Annotated in this window: 17 protein-coding genes; 6 read left to right on the top strand and 11 right to left on the bottom strand. The window is 62.6% G+C overall.

Going from position 1 to position 21,418, the window contains the following annotated elements:
* Positions 1–27: 27 nt before the first annotated feature.
* The 6 genes from typA to AB0323_RS16910 form a co-directional block, all read right to left on the bottom strand.
* Positions 28–1,956, bottom strand: a complete 1,929-nt coding sequence (gene typA / locus AB0323_RS16935; protein WP_366178348.1) for a translational GTPase TypA — start codon at positions 1,954–1,956, stop codon at positions 28–30.
* Positions 1,957–2,252: 296 nt separating this feature from the next.
* On the bottom strand, positions 2,253–3,965 hold the full coding sequence (locus AB0323_RS16930; protein WP_366178347.1) for an ABC transporter ATP-binding protein: 1,713 nt from the start codon (positions 3,963–3,965) through the stop codon (positions 2,253–2,255).
* An 11-nt stretch (positions 3,966–3,976) separates the two neighbouring features.
* Positions 3,977–4,927, bottom strand: a complete 951-nt coding sequence (locus AB0323_RS16925) for an ABC transporter permease (RefSeq protein WP_364532943.1) — start codon at positions 4,925–4,927, stop codon at positions 3,977–3,979.
* Entirely contained in the window at positions 4,917–5,846 is a 930-nt protein-coding gene (locus AB0323_RS16920; RefSeq protein ID WP_059387472.1) for an ABC transporter permease, read from the bottom strand. Before AB0323_RS16920 ends, AB0323_RS16925 begins: the two co-directional genes overlap by 11 nt.
* A gap of 133 nt (positions 5,847–5,979) precedes the next feature.
* A complete protein-coding gene (locus AB0323_RS16915) occupies positions 5,980–7,662 on the bottom strand; it encodes an ABC transporter substrate-binding protein (RefSeq protein ID WP_366178346.1) in 1,683 nt (560 codons plus the stop codon).
* Between the two features lie 424 nt (positions 7,663–8,086).
* Positions 8,087–9,934 (bottom strand): ABC transporter ATP-binding protein, encoded by a 1,848-nt coding sequence (locus AB0323_RS16910; protein WP_364532937.1) that lies wholly within the window; start codon positions 9,932–9,934, stop codon positions 8,087–8,089.
* Positions 9,935–10,013: 79 nt separating this feature from the next.
* On the opposite strand from AB0323_RS16910, the gene AB0323_RS16905 reads away from it, so the two are divergent.
* Positions 10,014–10,640: a PH domain-containing protein gene (locus AB0323_RS16905; protein ID WP_366178345.1), complete on the top strand. Its 627-nt coding sequence runs from the start codon at positions 10,014–10,016 to the stop codon at positions 10,638–10,640.
* 24 nt (positions 10,641–10,664) lie between these two features.
* Here the strand turns inward: AB0323_RS16905 and AB0323_RS16900 are convergent, their stop codons facing one another.
* The 3 genes from AB0323_RS16900 to AB0323_RS16890 all read right to left on the bottom strand — a co-directional run bounded on the left by AB0323_RS16900 (position 10,665) and on the right by AB0323_RS16890 (position 15,253).
* Entirely contained in the window at positions 10,665–11,759 is a 1,095-nt protein-coding gene (locus tag AB0323_RS16900) for an ABC transporter permease (protein WP_366178344.1), read from the bottom strand.
* Positions 11,756–13,297, bottom strand: coding sequence for an ABC transporter permease (locus AB0323_RS16895; protein WP_366178343.1), 1,542 nt, complete (start codon positions 13,295–13,297; stop codon positions 11,756–11,758). Before AB0323_RS16895 ends, AB0323_RS16900 begins: the two co-directional genes overlap by 4 nt.
* A 180-nt stretch (positions 13,298–13,477) precedes the next feature.
* Positions 13,478–15,253, bottom strand: coding sequence for an ABC transporter family substrate-binding protein (locus AB0323_RS16890; RefSeq protein ID WP_366178342.1), 1,776 nt, complete (start codon positions 15,251–15,253; stop codon positions 13,478–13,480).
* Between the two features lie 369 nt (positions 15,254–15,622).
* Between AB0323_RS16890 and AB0323_RS16885 the strand changes: the two genes are divergently transcribed.
* Positions 15,623–15,826 carry a hypothetical protein gene (locus AB0323_RS16885; protein WP_366178341.1) on the top strand — a complete coding sequence of 68 codons (204 nt, stop codon included), beginning with the start codon at positions 15,623–15,625 and terminating at the stop codon, positions 15,824–15,826.
* Between the two features lie 254 nt (positions 15,827–16,080).
* On the opposite strand, the gene AB0323_RS16880 is transcribed toward AB0323_RS16885, so the two are convergent.
* Both AB0323_RS16880 and AB0323_RS16875 read right to left on the bottom strand, forming a co-directional pair.
* On the bottom strand, positions 16,081–16,284 hold the full coding sequence (locus AB0323_RS16880) for a hypothetical protein (RefSeq protein WP_366178340.1): 204 nt from the start codon (positions 16,282–16,284) through the stop codon (positions 16,081–16,083).
* A gap of 194 nt (positions 16,285–16,478) precedes the next feature.
* Positions 16,479–18,245 (bottom strand): GNAT family N-acetyltransferase, encoded by a 1,767-nt coding sequence (locus AB0323_RS16875; RefSeq protein WP_366178339.1) that lies wholly within the window; start codon positions 18,243–18,245, stop codon positions 16,479–16,481.
* Between the two features lie 84 nt (positions 18,246–18,329).
* Here AB0323_RS16875 and AB0323_RS16870 point away from each other — a divergent pair, with 84 nt between their 5' ends.
* The 4 genes from AB0323_RS16870 to AB0323_RS16855 all read left to right on the top strand — a co-directional run bounded on the left by AB0323_RS16870 (position 18,330) and on the right by AB0323_RS16855 (position 21,234).
* Positions 18,330–19,109 carry an alpha/beta fold hydrolase gene (locus tag AB0323_RS16870; protein WP_366178338.1) on the top strand — a complete coding sequence of 260 codons (780 nt, stop codon included), beginning with the start codon at positions 18,330–18,332 and terminating at the stop codon, positions 19,107–19,109.
* 92 nt (positions 19,110–19,201) lie between these two features.
* On the top strand, positions 19,202–19,894 hold the full coding sequence (locus AB0323_RS16865; protein WP_366178337.1) for a histidine phosphatase family protein: 693 nt from the start codon (positions 19,202–19,204) through the stop codon (positions 19,892–19,894).
* A 24-nt stretch (positions 19,895–19,918) separates the two neighbouring features.
* A complete protein-coding gene (locus tag AB0323_RS16860; protein WP_366178336.1) occupies positions 19,919–20,467 on the top strand; it encodes a DUF3090 domain-containing protein in 549 nt (182 codons plus the stop codon).
* On the top strand, positions 20,467–21,234 hold the full coding sequence (locus tag AB0323_RS16855) for an SCO1664 family protein (RefSeq protein ID WP_366178335.1): 768 nt from the start codon (positions 20,467–20,469) through the stop codon (positions 21,232–21,234). The genes AB0323_RS16860 and AB0323_RS16855 overlap by 1 nt, the downstream gene beginning before the upstream one ends.
* The last annotated feature ends 184 nt before the right edge of the window (positions 21,235–21,418 follow it).

Below are 21,418 nucleotides of genomic sequence, written 5' to 3'. Positions count from 1 at the left end.
TCCGTTCAGTACGCAGTCAGTGCAGGATCAGACCTTGGCGCGGGCGCGGGTGGCCTTGGCACGCTCGTTGGCGTCCAGGATCACCTTGCGGATGCGGATGGACTCCGGGGTCACCTCAACGCACTCGTCTTCGCGGGCGAATTCGAGGGACTCTTCGAGGGTGAGGTCGCGCGGCGGGGTCAGGTTCTCGAAGGTGTCGGAGGAAGCTGCACGCATGTTGGTGAGCTTCTTTTCCTTCGTGATGTTGACATCCATGTCGTCGGCGCGGGAGTTCTCGCCGACGATCATGCCTTCGTAGACCTCGGACGTGGGCTTCACGAAGAAGGAGCCGCGTTCCTGCAGGTTGATCATGGCGAAGGGTGTGACAACGCCGGCGCGGTCGGCAACCATCGAACCGTTGGTGCGGTATTCGATGGGGCCGGCCCACGGCTCGTAGCCCTCGGAGATCGAGGAAGCGATGCCGGCGCCACGGGTGTCCGTGAGGAACTTGGTGCGGAAACCGATGAGGCCACGTGCCGGAACGATGAATTCCATGCGGCACCAGCCCGTACCGTGGTTGGCCATGTTGGTCATGCGGCCCTTGCGCGCGGCCATGAGCTGCGTGACCGCACCGAGGTACTCTTCGGGAACGTCGATGGTCATGTGTTCCATCGGCTCGTGGATCTTGCCGTCGATGGTCCGGGTAACAACCTGCGGCTTGCCGACAGTCAGTTCGAAGCCTTCACGTCGCATCTGCTCCACGAGGATGGCCAGCGCGAGCTCGCCACGGCCCTGGACTTCCCAGGCATCCGGACGCTCGGTGGGCAGAACCCTGATGGAGACGTTACCGATCAGTTCCTTGTCCAGGCGATCCTTCACCTGGCGGGCGGTAACCTTGGCGCCCTTGACCTTGCCGGCCAGCGGGGAGGTGTTGATACCGATGGTCATGGAGATCGCGGGGTCATCCACCGTGATGAGCGGCAGCGGCTGCGGGTTCTCGGCGTCGGTCAGGGTCTCACCGATGGTGATTTCCTCGATACCGGCAACAGCCACGATCTCGCCGGGGCCGGCCGAGTCGGTCGGAACGCGGTCGAGGGCCTTGGTGGCCAGGAGCTCGGTGATCTTGACGTTCTTCAGCTCGCCGTTGGCGCGCGCCCAAGCGACCGTCTGGCCCTTGCGGAGGGTGCCGTTGTAGATACGCAGGAGTGCGAGGCGGCCGAGGAACGGGGAAGCATCCAGGTTGGTGACGTGCGCCTGCAGGACACCGTCCGGGTTGTAGGTCGGCGCCGGGATGTGCTCGATGATCGTCTTGAAGAGAGGTTCGAGGTCTTCGTTTTCCGGTGCCGAGCCATCAGCCGGCTGGTCGAGGGAGGCGCGGCCGACCTTGGCTGCGGCGTAGACCACGGGTACTTCCAGGATCTTGTCCAGGTCCAGGTCCGGAACTTCGTCCGCGAGGTCGGAGGCCAGGCCAAGGAGCAGGTCCATGGACTCGTGGACAACCTCTTCGATACGGGCGTCGGGGCGGTCGGTCTTGTTGACCAGCAGGATGACGGGCAGGTGCGCGGCAAGGGCCTTGCGGAGCACGAAGCGGGTCTGCGGCAGCGGACCTTCGGAAGCGTCGACCAGGAGGACCACGCCGTCAACCATGGACAGGCCGCGCTCCACCTCGCCACCGAAGTCGGCGTGGCCGGGGGTGTCGATCACGTTGATGGTTATGGTCTCGCCATTGGACGACGGGCCGTTGTAGGCAACCGTGGTGTTCTTGGCGAGGATGGTGATGCCCTTTTCGCGCTCCAGGTCACCGGAGTCCATGACGCGGTCTTCCAGGTGGTTGTGCTCGGCGAAGGAGTTGGTCTGCTTGAGCATGGCGTCGACCAGGGTGGTCTTGCCGTGGTCAACGTGGGCCACAATCGCGACGTTGCGCAGATCACTGCGCGATGCAGTGGCCGCGGCGGTGTTGGTGGTGGTTTCAGACATGCGTAATGGCTCGATTCAGTGGTGAAGTCAGCTGTTGTATCGCGACATTTCCAACCGGAACGCACGACGGATTAGACCCTTTGACACAGGGCACCTTCATAGAGTCTAAGCGCTGTGGTATTTATTGGCCTAAAAATCACCCCCAAGGCTGCTGAATTGTGCCCTTCATCACAATCGGCGGCGGGTTCCGGGACAAGCCGGAAACAGCAAAAGAGCCGGGACCACTTCCCCCCACGGAAGTGGTACCGGCTCTTCTTCCCGCCTCGGTGGCACTCAGCCGACGGGCGCCAGGCCCGTCAGGCCACCACGGGCGGCAGCATCAGGCTGGCACCCGGGATCGCGTGAAGCAGCGCCTTGGTGTAGTCCTGCTGCGGCGAATCGAAGACGTCGTCAGTGCTGCCCGTCTCCACGAGCTTGCCCTTCTGCATCACGCAGACATGGTCGGCGATCTGCCGCACGACCGCGAGGTCGTGCGTGATGAAGAGGTACGTCAGTCCGAGATTGGACTGCAGCTCGGCCAGGAGGTTCAGTACCTGGGCCTGCACCAAAACGTCCAGGGCGGAGACCGCCTCGTCACAGATGATCACTTCGGGGTCGAGCGCCAAGGCACGCGCGATCGCGACGCGCTGCCTTTGCCCGCCTGAGAGCTCGTTCGGGTACCGCTGCATAGTGGACTGCGGCAGCGCCACCTGGTCCAGGAGCTCCCGGACCTTCTTCTCGCGGCTGGCCTTGTCACCGATCTTGTGGGTCCGGAGCGGTTCCTCGATGGTCCTGAAGATGTTGTACATCGGGTCGAGGGAACCGTAAGGGTCCTGGAAGATCGGCTGGACGCGGCGCCGGAACTTGAAGATCTCCCGGCTGTTCAGCGTGGAGGTGTCCACGCCGTCGAATACGATCCGCCCCGACGTCGGTGCGAGCAGGTTGAGGACCATCTGGGCCACCGTGGACTTGCCGGAACCCGACTCCCCCACGATCGCCGTCGTCGTCCCGCGTTTGACGTTGAACGAGACGTTGTCCACCGCTTTGAAGTCCGTTGCCTTGCCCACTCCGGAGCGCAGCTTGAAGACCTTGCTGAGGCTTTCGACCTTCAGTACGTCATCTGACAACGCCTTTTCGACCACAGCTTCGGTGGGTGCCAGGAGTTCTTCCGTCTGGATTCCTTCGGCCTTGGCGGCCTGGATCCTCCGGGAAGCCAGCGACGGCGCCGAGGCCACCAAGCGCTGGGTGTAGGGGTGCTGCGGGTTACGGAGCAATTCGAGCGAAGGACCGGCCTCCACAACGTTGCCGCGGTACATGACCACCACTTTGTCCGCACGCTCGGCAGCCAGGCCAAGATCGTGGGTGATGAGCAAGACCGCCGTACCGAGCTCGGCCGTCATGGTTTCGAGGTGGTCCAGGATCTGGCGCTGTACCGTGACGTCCAGGGCCGACGTCGGCTCATCCGCGATCAGGAGCCGCGGCTGGCAGGACAGGCCGATGGCGATCAGGGCCCTCTGGCGCATGCCGCCAGAGAACTCGTGCGGGTACTGCTTCGCGCGCCGCGCGGAGTCCGGCAAACCGGCCTCCCCCAGGACGCGGGCGACGTCGGCAGGACCGCTGGGCTTGCCGTTGGCGCGCAGTGTCTCGCGGACCTGGTAGCCGATCTTCCAGACCGGGTTGAGATTGGACATCGGATCCTGCGGAACCATGCCGATCGTGTTGCCGCGCAGCTCGATCATCCGCTTCTCCGAAGCGTGCGAGATGTCCTCCCCGTCCAGGAGGATCTGCCCGCCGGAAACCCGGCCGTTCTCCGGCAGGAGGCCAATAGCGGCAAGCGCCGTCGTCGACTTTCCCGAACCGGACTCCCCCACGATGGCGACAGTCTCGCCGGGCATGATGGTCAGGTGCGCGTTCTTGACGGCCTGGAATTCGCCGCCCGCCGTCTGGAAGGAGATGGCGAGGTCCCGGATCTCCAGGAGCGGACGCTCTTCGGTTCCGGCTTCGTCGATGGTGATGTTGGACGTTGTCATGATTGCCTCCTTCATCGCTTGCGGCTCTTGGGATCAAGGGCGTCACGCAGCGCGTCGCCAAGCATGATGAAGCTCAGGACCGTGATGGACAGTGCGGTTGCGGGGAACATCAGCACCTCGGGATTGGTGCGCAACGTGTCCTTCGCCGCGGAAATGTCGTTGCCCCAGGACATGATGCTGCCGGGCAGCCCGATGCCGAGGAAGGACAGCGTTGCCTCCGTCACGATGAAGACGCCAAGCTCCATGGTGGCCAGGACGATGATGGGCGCGAGCGCGTTCGGAACGACGTGCCGGACCAGCGTGCCGATCCTGGAGACACCGAGCGAGCGTGCGGCAGTCACGAAATCCGCGTTGCGGACCTCGATCACGGCACCGCGGGTGATACGGGCCATTTGGGGCCAGCCGAGCATCACGATGACCATGACCACCGTGAAGACGCTCTTGTTCTCGCGGAAGAAGGGGAGCTGGGTAACTACCAGCGCACCGAGGACCAAAGGCAACGCAAAGAAGATGTCTCCGATGCGGGCAATGATGGTGTCAACCCAGCCGCCGAAGAAGCCTGCCAGCGCGCCGAGCGTAACTCCGATGATGAGGACGAAGATGACGGAGACGACGCCGACGGTCAGGGATGCCTGCGTGCCGTGGATGACGCGGGAGTAGATGTCGCAGCCCTGGAAGGTGAATCCCAGGGGGTGGCCGGCCGAAGGACCCGCGAGGGAGTCGCCCAGCTGGCAGTTGTCGTTCGGGGCCGTCTGGGTGAACAGGCCCGGGAAGAACGCGACGACCAGGAGCAGCAGAATCATGAGCGCCGAGATGATGAAGAGCGGCCGACGGCGGAGCTTCCGCCAGGCATCCGCCCACAGGCTCAGGGGTGCTGCGTCGACCTTGAGGGTATCGGTCGCCAGCAGCGGCGTCTCGTCGATAGGGGCAACGTAGTGCTCGATCTGACGGTTACTTTTCATAGCGAATCCTCGGGTCAAGCCAGGCGTAAAGGAGGTCCACCAACAGGTTGGCGGCAACGAAGACCAGTACCAGCACGCTCACAATGGCGACGACGGTGGGGCCTTCGCTGCGGATCACGGCCTGGTAGAGCTTCTGGCCGACGCCGGGCACGTTGAAAATGCCTTCGGTGACGATCGCGCCGCCCATCAAGCCACCCAGGTTCGCGCCCAGGTACGTGACCACGGGAATCATTGAGTTCCGCAGGATGTGGGCCAGCACCACGCGGGGGCGGGAGAGGCCTTTCGCGGTTGCGGTGCGGACGTAGTCGGCGTTCATGTTTTCAATGACCGAGGCCCGGGTGAGGCGCAACACGTAGGCAAAGGACACGAGGCCAAGGACGGTGGCCGGAAGGATCAGGGTCCCCCAATCCGCGTTGGATCCAACGGTCGGCTTGGCCCAGCCGAGCTGCACGCCGACGACGAGCTGAAGCACGAAGCCCAGGACGAACGTCGGGACGGCGATGACCACGAGGGAGGCCACCAGCACGGTGGAGTCGAAGATCTTGCCCTTGCGCAGGCCGGCAATCAGGCCGAAGGCCACACCGAAGACAGCCTGGATGGCAAGGGCCTCGACGGCGAGCATGGCGGTGACCGGGAAGACGCGGCCAAGGGTGGCGGCGATTGGCTGGCCGGTGAAGTCCACCCCGAGGTTGAACGTGAAGAGGTTCTTGAGGAACAGGCCGTACTGGACCCAGAACGGCTGGTCGAGGTTGTATTGCTGGCGCAGCGCGGCAATGACGGACTCGCTGGGCGGCCGGTCGCCGAACAGGGCGCGGATAGGGTCGCCCGGGAGGGCAAAGACCATGAAGTACACGAGCAGGGTGGTTCCCAGGAATACGGGAATGACCTGCAGCAAACGCCGGAGGATGTACTGGGTCACAGCAACGGTTCCTGGGCGCTCTTGAAAATGTGGGGATTCATTAGGGACAGCTTTCGTGCCGAATCAAGGCATGGGGGCCCGGTTTGTGGCCGGACCCCCATACGCTAACGAGCTTGGAACAAGTCCAGTAGGACTACTTTGCAGTGATGTTGTAGTACAGCAGGACGCCGTTCCAGCCGGAGTCGACGTTGCTGACGTTCTGGCTCCATACAGCCTGGCGTGCCTGGTACCACAGGGGCAGGTTCGGGAGGTCCTTGAAGAGGATTTCCTGTGCCTGGGTGAACTTCTTGTTGGCGTCGTCCGTGGACTTGGATGCCAGGCCCTCGGTCAGCAGCTTGTCGAACTCAGGGTTGCTGTAACCCTCGTAGTTGGCGCTGGCACCGGTCTTCAGCAGCGGGCCGAGGAAGTTGAACAGCGACGGGTAGTCTGCCTGCCAACCGGCTCGGGTGAAGCCCGGGAGGGTCTTGGCCGTGCGGAGGTTCAGGATCTCGGCGAACTTGGCGAACGGCTGGCCTTCTGCCTTGATGCCGAGGTTGTTCTTCAGGTTGTTGGCAACGGCGTCAATCCATTCCTTGTTGCCACCATCGGTGTTGTACGCGAGCTGAAGGACCTTGTCCGCGGGCCACGGGCTCATGGCGTTTGCCTTTGCCCAGAGGTCCTTTGCCTTCGCGGCGTCGAACTTCAGAACGTCGGAGCCGGTCACGTTGGCGTTGTAGCCGTCGATCGACGGAGACGTGAAGTCCTTTGCCGGAATACGGGTGCCGTTGAAAACGACCTTGGTGATCTCATCGCGGTTGATCGCCATCGAGATGGCCTGGCGACGCAGCTGGCCTGCCGGTCCCTGGAACTCCGGCAGGTAGTTCGGGATGTTCAAGGTTGCGTTGCCGGCGTATGCCTTGTTCAGGCTGTGGTCCGGGAAGTCCGTGGTGTAGGTCTTCAGGGCGTTCGTCGGCAGGACGTCGGTAACGTCAAGGTTGTTGGCCTGGACGTCCGTGTAAGCCGGAGCCGGGTCGGTGTAGAACTTGAAGGTCACGCCGCCGTTCTTGGCCATGCGGGTGCCCTGGTAGTCCGGGTTCTTGACGAGGGCGATCTGGCTGTCGTGCTGCCAGGCACCCTTGGCGGCCATCTTGTACGGGCCGTTGCCGATGGGGTTTTCGCCGAAGGCCTTCGGGTCCTTGAGGGCGTCGGCCGGGAGCGGCATGAAGGCGGAGTAGCCGAGGCGCTGCGGCCAGTCGGCTTCCGGCTGGGCCAGCTTGACCGTGATGGTCGAATCGTCCTTCAGCACCAGGCCGGACATCGTCTGGGCGGTCGGTGCGGGAGTCGACTTTGACTTGCCGTCCGCGCCCTTGGTCTTCGTGACGGCGCTGACTGCGTCGTAGCCTTCAATGGATTCGAAGAAGCTGCTGCTGGCCTGGGCGTTGGTGCTCAGGGCGGCGAAGTTCCAAGCATCAACGAAGCTCTTGGCGGTGACTGCCTCGCCGTTGGTGAACTTGGCGCCCTTCTTGACCTTGATGGTGTAGTTCTGGCCGTCGCTCGTGTCAATGGATTCCGCGAGTGCGTTCACGGACTTGCCATTGGCGTCGTAGCTGGTCAGGCCTTCGAACAGGAGGTCGACAACGCGGCCGCCGTACACCTCGTTGGTGTTGGAAGGGATCAGGGGGTGCTGGGGTTCATTGCTGTACGCGGTGATGATTTTGTTCGGATCGCCGGCAGCGGTCTGGCCACTGCTTCCGGAGCCAGCGCTGCCGCATCCGGTGAGGGCAAGTGCGGCGACTGCCAGCAAGCCAAGAGCTTTGGAAGTGCGCGAAAAACGCATTCCGCCTCCTATGGATTCAGGGGGATGGGTCGGGGCAACTCATGGCTGCCCCCGGGGCCAGGCACAGAATTATCCTGTGACGCGGCCTACATGGATGTGTAATCCTAACCACACCTTGTCCGAAATATGGAATCCCATTGGCATGAACAACGAAGTGTGCTCTTGACAGTTTTAGTAATGAAGCAGTCATTTCAAGTAAATGAAGCAGTCATTTCACGTAATGGGTGTTCCGTTGCTACACTCGACATGCCTGAACCTTGTTTTTCCGCGGAATGCAGGGCTTTTTCGGGCACCCCAAAGAGTTGCAACGGACACACTCCGTGCCTCACAAAAAACGAAAAGGAGTCCCTGCGGCCCATGGCCACGGGGACTCCTTTGCGGTTGCGACAGCGAGTACGAGCCGCCGGGAACAGCTCCCGGGTTGCTACTCGATGCCGGCGGCCATGAGCTGGGCGCGCAGTTCCCGACGCTCGCGCTGCTTCTCGGGGTCCGGAAGCGGCACCGCGGCCAGCAGCCTCTGCGTGTAGGGCTCCTGCGGATTGCGAAGGATCTGCTCCCGGGTCCCTTGCTCCACGATCCGGCCGCGCTGCATCACGCAGATCCGGTCCGCGAGCACATCCACCACGGCGAGGTCGTGCGTGACGAACAGGCACGCGAATCCCAGCTCCCGCTGGAGGTTCTGGAAGAGCTCCAGGACCTTTGCCTGTACCGAAACGTCCAGCGCCGACGTGGGCTCATCCGCGACCATGAGCTTGGGCTGGAGGGATAGCGCCCGGGCAATGCCGACGCGCTGCTTCTGGCCGCCTGACAATTCATGCGGGTACCGGTTGCGGTAGCCGCGCGGCAGTTCCACCTGGTCCAGGAGGGTCTCAATCCGTTTCTGCAGATCGACGCCCTTCGCGACCCCGGCGAGGTACATCGGTTCGCCGATGCTTTCGCCGATGGGCAGCCGAGGGTTCAGCGACGACGAAGGATCCTGGAACACCATGCCGATGTCCCGCCGCACTTCGTGCAGTTGTTTCCCATTCCGTTTTGCGCCGGAAATGTCCTGCCCCACCACACGCATGCTGCCTGCGGCTACGGGCAAGAGTCCGACGGCGGCGCGTCCAATGGTCGTTTTGCCCGATCCGGACTCCCCGACAAGGCCTACCACTTGACCGGGGTAGATCACGAGGTTGGCGCCCTCGACAGCGCGGAAGGCGGGAACCCGGCCCTGTTTGGGGTACTCGATAGCCACGTCGATCAGCTCAAGCACGGCCTCGCCTTTGGGCTTGGCAGCTTCTTCGGCCGCTGCCTTCAAAGCAGTCTGGTTCTCGAGTTCCCGTCGGACCAGCTCATCGTGATCGACCGATTCCAGCTCGGCGTGGGTCGCGGCGGCCAATGCCGCGGTGACGTCGACGTCGGAGCTGTCCGCCCCTTGTCCCAGGTGGGGAACAGCGGCTAGCAGGGCTTGGGTGTATTCGTGCTGCGGGTTGGAGAAGATCTGTTGCGCAGTACCACTCTCCACGATGACGCCCTTGCGCATCACCGCAATACGATCGGCGAGGTCGGCCACCACGCCCATGTCGTGGGTGATCAGGACGATGGCGCTGTCCAGCTTGTTGCGCAGGTTGCGCATCAAATCCAGGATTTCGGCCTGGACAGTCACGTCCAAGGCAGTGGTGGGTTCGTCTGCGATCAGGAGTTTGGGATCACAGGACAATGACTGCGCGATCATGGCTCGCTGCCGCTGGCCGCCGGAGAGTTGGTGGGGATAGGACTTGAAGGCCTTCTCCGGGTCCGGCAGCTCCACCAGCTCAAGCATGCGCACCGCCCGCTGCCGGGCTTCGTCAGGGGAGATCGAGTTGTGCAGCCGGATCGTCTCCACTATCTGCGCACCCACTGTGTACACCGGGTTGAGTGCGGTCATGGGCTCCTGGAAGATGACAGCGACGTCCTTGCCCCGGACTTCCCGGATATTGCCTGACTTGTCGCCCAGTAGCTCTTTGCCCGAGAGCTTGACACTCCCCCGAACGCGGCTGTTGCTGGGCAGCAGGCCGAGCAGGGCCATGGAACTTGCGCTCTTGCCGGAACCAGACTCTCCGACGATCGCGAGGACCTCGCCGGCCCTGACCTCGTAGTTCAGTCCGATGGCGGCAGGGACCCACTTCTTTTCGACACCGAAGTCGACGCTGAGATCGCGTACTTCCAGGACCATGGTCCCGCGCGCGCTCTTGTCCGACTCGGTCTCGAGGTGGGTAGCCTCCGGTTCGGGGCTGGCGTTGTCAGTCATGTTGGGTCTTCCCTTCCACCCGGGCCACCCTCCAAGGGGTGATTAGTGAAGTAGCCCGGAATCCTGAATTATTAGGGGCATGAGCAGAGCGCCGTATGCCGGAAATGTCGAAATCTTCAAGGCCCGCAGCAGCAAGATGTTTGCTTGGATCTGCTGGGCAGTTGCCGTTTTCGGGATTGTCGTTACGCTCGTGGCAGCCGGTCCGCGCGCCCTTCCGGGCACCACTCCCCTGCTCTTCATAGCGTTCCTTGGCTGGTTGCTTTTCTGGCGCCCGGTAGTGGTGGTCAGGGATTCCGGCGTCGCGCTGGAGAATCCTTACCGGACCATCGATGTTCCGTGGGACGCCCTGGTGCAGGTTGATACCCGCTTCGCCCTCACCCTCGTGACGCCTCACAAGAGGTACCCTGCCTGGGCTGCTCCCGCGCCGGGAATCTGGGGCGGGCGCAATGCCCGCCCCGAGCACCTCAAGGGACTCCCGGGCACCACCTACGGCCCCGGCAGCTCGGTTCGCCCCGGAGACCTCAAGAACACCGATTCGGGCGCCGCAGCAGTCCTCGTCCGCACCCGCTGGCAGGACCTCGTTGAAGCCGGACGCGTAGAACCCGGCCGGGCTGAGGACGCTTTGGTGACGGTCGCCGTCGGATGGCTCCGGATAGCGGCCACCGTGGCCCTGGCCGCGGCCAGCTACTGGGCGGTCTTCCTTTAGGAGGTTTCCCTGCACGGGTAGCACTCAGCTGCCTTTCGAGGCATCGGCAACCGGCGCCGTCGTGCTGGAGTGGCGCGCTGTTTCGACGGCGGTCTTGGCTTTGAACTTTTTCTGCCGCGGATCGAACGCGTCCCGCAGGCCGTCGCCGATGAAGTTGATGCTCAGGCAGATGAGGATGATGAACAGGCCGGGGAACCAGAACAGCCACGGCCGTGTAGCGAAGGCTTCCTGGTTCTGCGCAACCAACAGGCCCAGCGAGGTGTCGGGAGCCTTCACGCCGAGGCCCAGGTAGCTGAGGGCGGTCTCCAGCAGGATCGCGGCGGACATGGTCAGCGTCACGTTGACGATCAGCACGCCGACGGCGTTGGGCAGGATGTGCTTGAAGATGATCCTTGCGTTGGACGCCCCGGAGATCCTGGCTGCGTCGACGAACTCCCGCTCGCGCAGGGTCAGGAACTCGCCACGGACAAGACGGGCGAGGCCAACCCAGCTGACGAAACCGAGGAAGATACCCAGAATCACGACGCCGTTGTTGGCGGCGAATCCGTTCAGCCAGCTGCCCTCATCCCTGCGATTGGCAATCTGGCCTACGACCGCGGCGAGGAGAAGCAACGGAATGATGATGATGACGTCGGTGAGGCGCATGAGAACGGCTTCGACCCAGCCGCGGAAATAGCCGGCAAGTCCGCCGACTATTGCGCCGATCGCACCAGCAATGGCACCGATCAGGACCATGACCGTGATGGACTGTTGGGCGCCGCGCATGGTCATGGCAAACAGGTCGCGTCCAATCCGGTCCTGGCCGAACGGATGCTCGCCCCAGGCAATTGGCCACAATGACGAGGTCGGGGCGCCGTCGTTCACGAGCGGTGAGACGTCCACGTGGTTGTACTTCCACCACCCGGGAATCCCGAAGGCGCCCACCGAAGAGAAAGCGAGCAGGAAGATGAGCGCGAACACCGCGAGTCCTATGAGGGCGCCGGTGTGGCCGAAAAACCTTTTGCGCACAATCTGGCCCTGGCTCAGGCCGCTGGTGACTTCGCTGCCTGCTTGGGTGGCTGCAGCTTCTGAGAGCGCCTGTTGCGCGAGGAGTTCGTCCTCTTGGGTTGGCTGGCTCATGCTTTGATCCTTACACGAGGGTCGAGTGCGGAGTACGCGAGGTCCGCTATCAGGTTGAAGACCATGGCGGTGATAGCTACACACAGGAACACACCCATCACCGGGTTCGGGTCCGTATGCAGCAATCCGTCAATGAACAAGAAACCCATGCCGCGAACGGAAAAGACGGTTTCGGTGATGACGGCTCCACCAATCAATGCACCGATGTCAAAGGCGACGATTGTCGCGATAGGAATGAGCGCGTTCCTGAAGGCGTGGCCCATGATCACCGAACGTTCGCTCAAGCCCTTGGCTCGTGCCGTCCGGATGTAGTCCATGTTCATGATTTCGAGCATCGACGACCGGGTGAACCGAGTGTAGCTGGCCAATGAAACAAGGATCAGGGCGATCGTGGGCAATACGAGGTGGGTGAGCGTATCGGTGGACATGATCCAGAAGTCACCTTGGATGTTCGGGGTTCCCGCCCCGATGGTGGCAATGGGACGCCCACGAACCCGGCTGTTGTTGAAGTACGACGGCCATGCCTGCATGAAGCGGTCCATGACCACGAGGGCTCCGACCAGGAACGCGGTGATAGCGGCGGCACGCATTGACTGTCCACGGTCGAAACCGCCCATGAAGTACCCGACGGCCACGCCAACAAGGATGGTGGCGATGGCAAGGAGGAAAATCATGAGCCCGGTCGCGTCATTGAGCAACGGCTGGACAGCGAAGTAGGCGATCACGCCGATGCCCACAACGATCAGGCTCGATTGCAGGGCCTTGCGGTTCTTGAGCCCTGAAACCAATACCGTGACTCCGAAGGCAATTCCCACTCCAAGAATGGCGATGATGACCGGGCCCAAGCCCGGATTGCGGAACCACTGTGTCAGCGAGAAGTAGAAGAGAATCAGCGAAACGGCCGCGAAGACCGAGCCGCCGATGATCAGCCGGCGTTTCGTTTCACCGCCCACCGCGACGGCGGTGATGACGCCGAGAACGGCGCCTATTCCAAGGGCTACAAGCGGTGGTATTTCCGGATTTCGAAGGAAGTCATTGAAGCCGATGGCGCCGAATTCCTTGAGGAGGACGGCCACCCAGAAGATCGGCAGCGAGAAGAACAGGAATGCCATGAAAGTCACGCCGTAGTCCAAGGCGCTGTACTGACGGAGCGCGGTGACGATACCGAGCGAAATACCGATCAGGATCGCAAGGATGGTCGCACCGGTGACAAGCGTCAGGGTTTGAACCAAGGCGAAGCCCAGGGCCTCAGTGATTGGCTGCCCCGAGATGTTCTTGCCGAGATTACAGGCATTGCTGAACGGAACGAGACATTGGGCAGCCCCTCCCAACCACTTGAAATAGCGAAGCGGCGCTGGTGTGTCGAGATCAAGCAAGTTGATTCTCGCGTCCATCAACGCTTGCCGGTTGGGTGCGCTGCTGGTGCGGAGCTCCTCCAGAGGATCTCCGGACAACGCTGTCAGGAGATACACCAGGAACGATGCTCCAAGAAGTATGAGCGCGGCGGTTACCAGCCGCCGGACAATATAGGTCACCATCGTGAAGAACCTCGAAATCCAGGCCCGGGGTCGCCGGCGCCTATAGCAGAATCGTGCCCCTTCCCCGCTTGAGGTCGTTGGGAAGCAGACAATATGCCGGTTTACCAACCCGAAGGCGCCGGGACCATGATACGTCGGTCCCGGCGCCTCGGTTGATGCTATTGCTAGCTGAGTTGGCTCCTACTTCTGAGCCCACTCCCAGAAGTTCCACCAAACACCAGTCTGGTTCGGCATGAGCTTCACGCCGGTGATGCGGTCGCTGTAAGCGTCCACGTTCACGGACTGGAAGAGCGGCACACCGTAAGCGCTGTCCCAGATCTTCTTGTCGATCTGCTTCTGGAGGTCGTCCTGCTTGCTGCGGTCAGTGGTGACCACGAGCTCTTCCATCAACTTGTCCGCATCGGTGTTGCTGAACTGGTTGAAGTTGTTGCCACCGTTGGTCTTGAAGATCTGCGGAACACCGGAAACACCGACGCCCGGGTTGATCCAGCCGAAGATGGTGGCATCGTAACCGCCCTTGCCCAAAGCCTTGCCCCAGTCAGACTTGCCCAGGCCGCCGTCGACGATCTTGAAGCCAGCCTTGGTAGCGGACTCGCGGATCAGCGAGAAGGCGTCAACACGGTTGGGGTTGTCCTTGTTGTACATGATGCGGATTTCCGGAGTCGCACCGTTGAGGAGCTTCTTGGCGCCGTCAATGTCAACGTCCTGATAGGCCGAGGAGCCGTTGTTCTTGACGGAATCCGCGTAAGCAGCCTGCTGCGGGACGAAGATCTGCGAGTCAAGCGGCTTGGCGTTCGGGTCAAGCTTGCCAATGATCTTGCTGACGATGTCCTTGCGGGGCACAGTCTTCATGAAGGCTGTGCGCACGTTCTGGTCGGCGAGCGGGCCTGAGAAGTTCAGGTCCAAGTGGTCGAAGGCCAGCTGGTTGCCCTGGTCGACGGTAACGCCCTGGCTGGAGAGCGCCTTCAACTGGTCGAGGGTGTCCGCCGAAGCCTGCGGGGCAATGATGTCCGCCTCGCCGTTCTTGAGGGCCTGGACCTGGGCCGGCGCCGAGCCGATGTACCGGACGGTGATTTCGTCAAGGTTAGGAGTCGGTCCCCAGTTGTAGTCCTTGTTGCGGACCATGGTGAGGGACTGGTCCTGGTTCATGCTCTTCACGATGTAAGGACCGTTCGAGAGGAACAGGGTCGGGTCGGCGGGAAGCGTCTTCGTATCGAAGCCGGTGTTCCACATGTCCGACATTGCCTTCAGCTTCGGATCCGCGGGAAGTGGCGCCTTGGAATCTCCGCGCGGCTTGCTTTTGAAGAAGTCGATCAAAGCCTGGGTGTCCTTCAGGCCGGCCTTCTGGGCAAGGACGTGGGCCGGAACGTCAATGCCGGGACCACCCAGCACGATCTCCCAGTCAGCGAACGGCTTGGAGTACTTGAGCGTGAGGGTCTTGTTATTGTTGCTGATCTCCGGGAAGTCAGTCAGGCTGAGGCCCGTGTTGTCCCCCGCGTAGGAGAAGTACGACGTGCCGGTCTTGGCTTTTGGATCGGCGTCGTCGTAGTAACCGGAGAAGGCCGCCCACTGCAGGAGGAGGTCAGCGGCGGAGACCGGGGTGCCGTCAGACCACTTCACACCATCGTTGATGGTGTACTTGACGGTCAGCGGGTTGTCCGAGACCTTCTCCATTTTGCCGAACTTGTCATTGTGGACGACGTTCAGCTTGTTGTCGATGTAGTAGAAGCCCGAGTGCGTCGCGTAGCTGACCTTGGAGTTGATGTCAGTATTGCCGTCGGCTGTGTTGGGGTTGAACGTGTTGAAAGCGTTGACCTCGACCACAGTGGCCGTGCCACCCGTCTTGGCTGCTCCGGTGGATGGGGTATTGCCACCGGAATTGCCGGCACAGGCGCTCAGTGCGATCGCGGCGATTGCCGCAATACCCACTGCTTTGGAAGTACGTCCGAAACGCATTCCGCCTCCTATTTTTTTGAGTGGAAAAAGCCGGCGCTGTTGACTCCGGCAGACTGCCACAACCCCCTCAGCAGGCTTGTGGCTCGTCTCACATGAGCAGTAGCCTAGCGCCCGGAACGGATGTTTGGGTGCAAAGTTTCCCGCCGGTAAAGTTTGTTATCGAGATGCAATCATTGAAGGACGTCCTAGTGGTTCCGTAATCCCCGTCAATATGACATAAGCCCCGATTCAAAGGCGAACCGGGCCCTAAGTCGGTTAATTCCCCATCACTGAACACTCCACGCGCGGACCGCTGGTATGCGACCGCATGAGCCGCCGGCAGGGCGCAGGGGGTGTCCAGGCCTCGTTTTGGGGTCTACGTTGAGGTATATGGGCGAGAAATTCACTTATGAGGGCGGTCCTCGTGATAAGGAACGCAGCGAGGGCGAGGTATCGGACTTCCCGGAGATTCACCCGGGCGGTGAGTACCAATGGTCTGGTTTGGCACACGGCGAGCCTCTAGCCGACGAACCCGCTGGTGAGTCCGACGACGGCGAGTCGGCGACCGTAGTCTGGTATCCGAAATCCGACTAGCCGGGTTAGTCTCGCTTTCCCCCGCGTGCAGGCCTAGTCTTTCATCAATTCACTGGTCTATTTGGGGGAATCATGGTCTCAACCCGTTTCATTCAGCGTGCCCTTATCGGGGCAGCCGTCAGCTTGGCGCTGGCCGCATGCGGCGCGCCGGCTTCAGAAGTGCGCAACCTGCCAAGCGAAACAGCCGTGATTACGGCCACCGCGTCGCCAAGCTTCAGCGCCCGTCCGACATTTACCTCGTCGTCGCCTTCTGCTCAGGCCCCCACGACGGCTCCCGTTGCTCCGCCCTCGGCGGAACCCGCAGCCGTTGCCCCGGCGCCCGTCCCACCGGCGCCCGTCGCACCGGCAGTCCAGGCGCCGGCGCCGGTTGTACCAGCCGCACCTGCACCGGCCGCCCCCGCAAACCCTGTCCCGGCTGCTCCGCAACCGGCAGCACCAAACACGGTCCAAGGAATCATCCCTGGAGCCTTTTGCCCGAATGCCGACGTCGGCATGCAAGGTGTTGCCGCAAATGGCCGGACCTACGTCTGCGGGGGCAAAGGCGCCGACAAAAACGGCCATTACCACTGGAATGCCTAAATCGGGCTGCCGTCAATCGCCGGGCTGGAACTGCGGCCATTCGAAAATCACCATCGATGTGCGGAGAAGGGGCCTATATCCGCCGTTTCAGTCCTACGTGGGCAGACCGATATCCGAGTCGGGAGTAGAAAGCCCGAGCCCGTTCCCGTGCTTCGTCGGTGGTGACCTGTGCCAGTTGCGCCCCTCGCGCACGCCCGAAATTATGTGCCCACTCAAGCATCGCGGTGCCCAAGCCCTGTGAGCGTTCCGTGGCCGCAACTCGCAGTCCCTCGATCTGTAGTCGGGAAGAACCACCCCGGGAAAGACCTGGAATGACGGTCAATTGCATTGTGGCAACGATGCGATCGGCATCATTGCGGACAACCCCCAGATAGTTGGAACTGTCGCGAACAACCAGGTTGTAGGCCGCCTCGTATCGTTCGAGCTCGACGCACTCCCGATCGGGACCGAACTGATCATCAGACAACAGCGCCGCGATGGCCGCAACGTCATCGTGGCTCGCCCGTTCAAGCCTGAAGGTCCGGCCCGCCACCCGCAACAGTCCTTGAACCGAGGATCGCGCATATGCCTGCAAACGAGCGACCAGCAGATCAAGCCACCCGCCGACACTGGCTCGAGCCTCCATCGTGTCGGGATAGCGGCATCTCAAATGCAGACCCGATTCGTCCAGGATGAACCAAAGCATGACGCCGTCGGTGTCGATTGTCGCGCTCACATATTGGGCGTCGAGTCCGACGGAGTCGATTCGCACCGGCAGCCTGCGCAGGTCCAGCCAGGAGATCGCGAACATACCAGGAGCTACGGGCATGCCGCCCCATGGGGCCAGGACATCCGCGAGCGGCCACGAGCCAAGCTGCACAGCCTCTTTTACCGCGGCCGCCGCGGCGCGGGGCTCGGCGACTGCCGACTCAAGTACCGAGTTAGTAATGAACCAGCCCACTGAGTCATGCCAGTTGTCGTCGAAGCGGCTGTGCACGGGAAAAACGGCCCGGAGCGGGCTTCCCGCCAACTCGCGGGTCACGGCTGTCATCGCAACAACAGCGAGCGCGAGCGTCGAGACACCGTCGTTGCGGGCCTGGGCAGCAAATGCGGCACCGTCATCGAGATCGAACACATCGCGAACTTCTACCCGCTCGCGCTGCGGATCGGGCGCACCCAGGGGCAGTGGGAATTGCGGCATGACGCCGCCGCTTTCACCTATGATCTCTTCCCATCGGTGACGCACATGGTCCGGCGCCGCATTCCGATCCAACAGTGCTTGGGTGTGTTCAACGAATGCCGGCGCGGCTCCGGGCAACAGGTCACGGCCGGCCCGCCCGGCATCCAGCGCCGACAGCAGGTCCCGCGCGATCACCAGCATGGACCACATATCGACGTGGGCGTGGTCGGCCGCAATCACGACCGTGAGTCCGGCAGCAGTCTCCAACACGCACAGCCGGTGGGAGGGCTGTTGGTATGGCGAACATGTGGCATCGAGAATGTCCCGCACCGCGTCATTGACTGCCTGACCGGGAGATACCTGATGCTCCACCCAGGTTCCCGGACCGATTTCAATTTCGTGAAGCTCCGGATCACCATCCGCACCGGGGACGAATGCCGTTCGCAGTGTGCCATGACGGGCGAGGACAGCGAGCCAGGCATCGGCGATTGACTCACGACGAGTTGGTGAAGGCAGCCGAAAAGACAATGCCATCCAGGAGCCGGGGCGGTCGCCTGCCCCCACATGGAGCCGCTGGTCAAATGACACTGGAAGACGCCGGCCGAGCGCAGACACACTGACGTCGTAGCCCCAAAGTCGTCCGAACGGTAGGCGCAGGTGCGTGACGTTGGTCAGCCGCATGGCAGTATCCTATCGCCCCGGATAGCCTGAATGTTCAACGGGGCCGCTCGACGTGACGCGGTCAGTTACGAAACGAGGAGCCTGATGCCCACTTTCGAGGTTCCCGGAGCCGAGCTTGCGGTTGCTTTGAGCGACGAAGGCGGACACCCGGTTGTCCAACTACATGGCCTTACCTCAAGCCGCGCGCACGATCGGGTACTGAACCTCGACCTCGGTCGAGGGCTTAGTGGAACGCGGCTGCTGCGGTACGACGCACGCGGCCATGGCCGGTCGACCGGGCGGAAGGTTCCCGAGGAATATCAATGGCAAAACCTCGCCGATGACCTCCTGCGAGTGCTCGACCACTGGTTCCCAGGCGAACCTGTCCACGGAGTCGGCCCCTCCATGGGTACCGGCACACTCCTGCATGCCGCTTCCCGCGAGCCAGACCGCTTTACCGGGTTCACGCTGATGGTGCCACCCACGGCGTGGGAAACCCGGGCTGCGCAGGCTGCGAACTATCGAGTTGCAGCAGCGCTGATCGAGTCTGTAGGTGTCGAGGCATTCCTCGCCACCACTCGCGGAGCAACACCTCCGCCGGCCACGGTCGGTGCGCCGGAGACGGTGCCCGACGTCGCCGGTGCCCTCTTGCCGTCGTTGTTTCGCGGCGCGGCACTCAGCGACCTGCCTGCTCGCGAAGCCGTCGCGCGAATCGACATCCCGACGACAATCTTGGCGTGGGTCGATGATCCGGGCCACCCCCTGTCTACCGCGGAATCCCTTGCCGCACTGCTCCCCCAAGCAACGCTGACGGTCGCCCGCACCCCCGGAGACGTCGAAACCTGGCCCAACATTCTGAGCCAGGATGTCGCCCGTCGGGGCTAAGCGACTATACGCTCGACTACTTGCTCACATTTAAGTGGAACGGGACCCGGCACGGTGCGCCCCGCGATCGGGCGGGTGGTTAGGCTGGGTGCATGGCGACAGTTATTCTCGTGCGGCACGGCCGCACCACAGCCAATGCCACTGGGCTGCTGGCTGGTCGGGCCGTCGGCGTCGGCCTGGACCGGATCGGGCACGACCAGGCGGCCCTGACCGGAGACCGGCTCGCGGCCGTGCCCTTGGTCGCGGTGGTGTCGAGCCCTCTTGAGCGTTGTCAGCAGACCGCACAGCTCATCCTCGATCGCCAGGGCGGCACGCCGTACGCGCCGGTCGAGCCCGATCTCATCGAGTGCGATTACGGCCAGTGGCAGGGCCGCACGCTCAGTGATCTCGCGTCCGAGGAACTGTGGCCGATCGTGCAGTCCCAACCGTCCGCCGTCGTCTTTCCCGGCGGTGAATCGATGGCTGCCATGCAGGCTCGGTCGGTGGCAGCGATTCGACGCCACGATGCAGCCTTCGAAGCCGAGTACGGACCAGGAGCCGTGTGGGTGGCGGTGAGCCACGGTGACATCATCAAGTCAATCCTTGCCGACGCACTCGGCATGCACCTTGACCTGTTCCAGCGTATTACCGTGGGTCCCGGCTCCGTATCGATCGTGCGCTACGGCGCTCCTCGGCCCAGCGTCCACGCGACCAACACCGACGCGGGTGATCTGTCATGGCTGTCGGACGGCATCCATTCTGGCGATGCGCCGGTGGGCGGCGGTGCGGGGCAAAAGGCGCCATAAGCCTCATGCGCTTAGAATACTGACATGCCTACACGTGTTCACGAGTTTGCCTGGCCTGACCGGGTCGTCGTCGGCACCATCGGCCTTCCGGGGGCGCGAACGTTCTACCTGCAGGTACGCGCAGGGACGCAGATCGTGAGCATTGCCATGGAGAAAGAGCAGTCGGCCCTGCTCGCGGAGAAGATCGACGAAATTCTCGACCAGCTCATCGCCGTCGAAGGCAACCCCTTCAGTGTCCCCACGGGTACTCCCGTTGAACTTGTCGACAATGACCAACTCGATGCCGTTCAGGAGCAGTTTCGCACCGGCGCCATGACCTTGGCTTGGGACCCAACCACGGCACAGCTCGTACTAGAGGCCTACCCCATCACCGATGTCGATGACAACGACGCATCGCTTGATGAGGACGGCGCTAAGGCGCCCGAAATGCTGCTGGTGCGAATGCCGGTCGGCACCGCCCGCGCATTCGCCAAGCGCACCCGTGAGATCGTGGGCGCCGGGCGTCCGACGTGCCCGCTGTGCGGTTACCCCATAGACGCCGACGGGCACATCTGCACCTTTCCCGAGGCCTGATGCCGACGCCGGACCTGGTGACCGCCGAGCTGACGCTCACCGGCCGCATCACAACGGCTTCAAACGCTACATTTCTTGGCCGCATCGGCGACGTGATGGTCGTCTATAAGCCGATAGCAGGCGAAACGCCGCTATGGGACTTTCCCCACGGCACCCTGGCATACCGGGAGGTGGCCGCCTACCTTGTCTCGCAGGTCTTCGGCTGGGACATCGTGCCGCAAACCTGGCTGCGCGACGGTCCGATGGGCAAAGGTATGGTGCAGCTCTGGCAGGAGCAAGACCCCGCCCAAAACGCCGTGGACCTGGTCGCGACAGACCACGTGCCGAAGACGGGCTGGAAACAAGTTCTCGAGGGACAAGATGAGAGCGGACGGATGGTCACCCTCGTTCACGAAGATTCGCCGGCGCTCAGGCGCATGGCCGTGTTCGACACGGTCGTCAACAACGCCGACCGCAAAGGCGACCACATTCTTGCCATGACGGACGGACACCGGCACGGCGTGGACCACGGGCTCACCTTCCACCGCGACCACAAGCTGCGCACGGTGCTGTGGGGATGGCTGGGAGACCCTCTGACCCCCGAGGAACGCGACGGCGTCGATCGAGTCAGCGAAGGACTCCACGGTGAGCTGGGCCGAAACCTGGCGGAATTGCTCAGCTCAGAAGAAATCGCATCGCTCGCCGAACGCTGCGCCCGTTTGCGGTTGACAGGGCGGTTTCCGGCTCCGAGCGGTGCGATGTCGGCCGTGCCCTGGCCGCTGTTCTAAGCACGACTTAACTCCTCGGGACACGCCAGGACCTTCTACTTCTTGCCGGGGCCGGTCTGATGTGGGTGGAAGGCGAACGTGGATTCATTTCGATGGATAACAACAGAAGCTCAGCAGCATCCACAGGCTCCAAGGGACAGGGCATCTTAAAGTCCCTTCGTCGCAAGGTCGCCGGTCTTTTGCT

The sequence above is a fragment of the Arthrobacter sp. NPDC080031 genome (assembly GCF_040702485.1).
Classification (GTDB): Bacteria; Actinomycetota; Actinomycetes; order Actinomycetales; family Micrococcaceae; genus Arthrobacter.
Note: the sequence above shows the minus strand (reverse complement) of the source record. Positions and strands in the feature narration are given on the sequence as shown.

Excerpts from the sequence above, each read along its gene's own strand:
- typA (WP_366178348.1), bottom strand. The coding sequence starts at position 1,956 with ATGTCTGAAACCACCACCAACACCGCCGCGGCCACTGCATCGCGCAGT.
- AB0323_RS16930 (WP_366178347.1), bottom strand. The coding sequence starts at position 3,965 with ATGACAACGTCCAACATCACCATCGACGAAGCCGGAACCGAAGAGCGT.
- AB0323_RS16925 (WP_364532943.1), bottom strand. The coding sequence starts at position 4,927 with ATGAAAAGTAACCGTCAGATCGAGCACTACGTTGCCCCTATCGACGAG.
- AB0323_RS16915 (WP_366178346.1), bottom strand. The coding sequence starts at position 7,662 with ATGCGTTTTTCGCGCACTTCCAAAGCTCTTGGCTTGCTGGCAGTCGCC.
- AB0323_RS16910 (WP_364532937.1), bottom strand. The coding sequence starts at position 9,934 with ATGACTGACAACGCCAGCCCCGAACCGGAGGCTACCCACCTCGAGACC.
- AB0323_RS16905 (WP_366178345.1), top strand. The coding sequence starts at position 10,014 with ATGAGCAGAGCGCCGTATGCCGGAAATGTCGAAATCTTCAAGGCCCGC.
- AB0323_RS16900 (WP_366178344.1), bottom strand. The coding sequence starts at position 11,759 with ATGAGCCAGCCAACCCAAGAGGACGAACTCCTCGCGCAACAGGCGCTC.
- AB0323_RS16895 (WP_366178343.1), bottom strand. The coding sequence starts at position 13,297 with ATGGTGACCTATATTGTCCGGCGGCTGGTAACCGCCGCGCTCATACTT.
- AB0323_RS16890 (WP_366178342.1), bottom strand. The coding sequence starts at position 15,253 with ATGCGTTTCGGACGTACTTCCAAAGCAGTGGGTATTGCGGCAATCGCC.
- AB0323_RS16885 (WP_366178341.1), top strand. The coding sequence starts at position 15,623 with ATGGGCGAGAAATTCACTTATGAGGGCGGTCCTCGTGATAAGGAACGC.
- AB0323_RS16880 (WP_366178340.1), bottom strand. The coding sequence starts at position 16,284 with ATGATTCCTTGGACCGTGTTTGGTGCTGCCGGTTGCGGAGCAGCCGGG.
- AB0323_RS16875 (WP_366178339.1), bottom strand. The coding sequence starts at position 18,245 with ATGCGGCTGACCAACGTCACGCACCTGCGCCTACCGTTCGGACGACTT.
- AB0323_RS16870 (WP_366178338.1), top strand. The coding sequence starts at position 18,330 with ATGCCCACTTTCGAGGTTCCCGGAGCCGAGCTTGCGGTTGCTTTGAGC.
- AB0323_RS16865 (WP_366178337.1), top strand. The coding sequence starts at position 19,202 with ATGGCGACAGTTATTCTCGTGCGGCACGGCCGCACCACAGCCAATGCC.
- AB0323_RS16860 (WP_366178336.1), top strand. The coding sequence starts at position 19,919 with ATGCCTACACGTGTTCACGAGTTTGCCTGGCCTGACCGGGTCGTCGTC.
- AB0323_RS16855 (WP_366178335.1), top strand. The coding sequence starts at position 20,467 with ATGCCGACGCCGGACCTGGTGACCGCCGAGCTGACGCTCACCGGCCGC.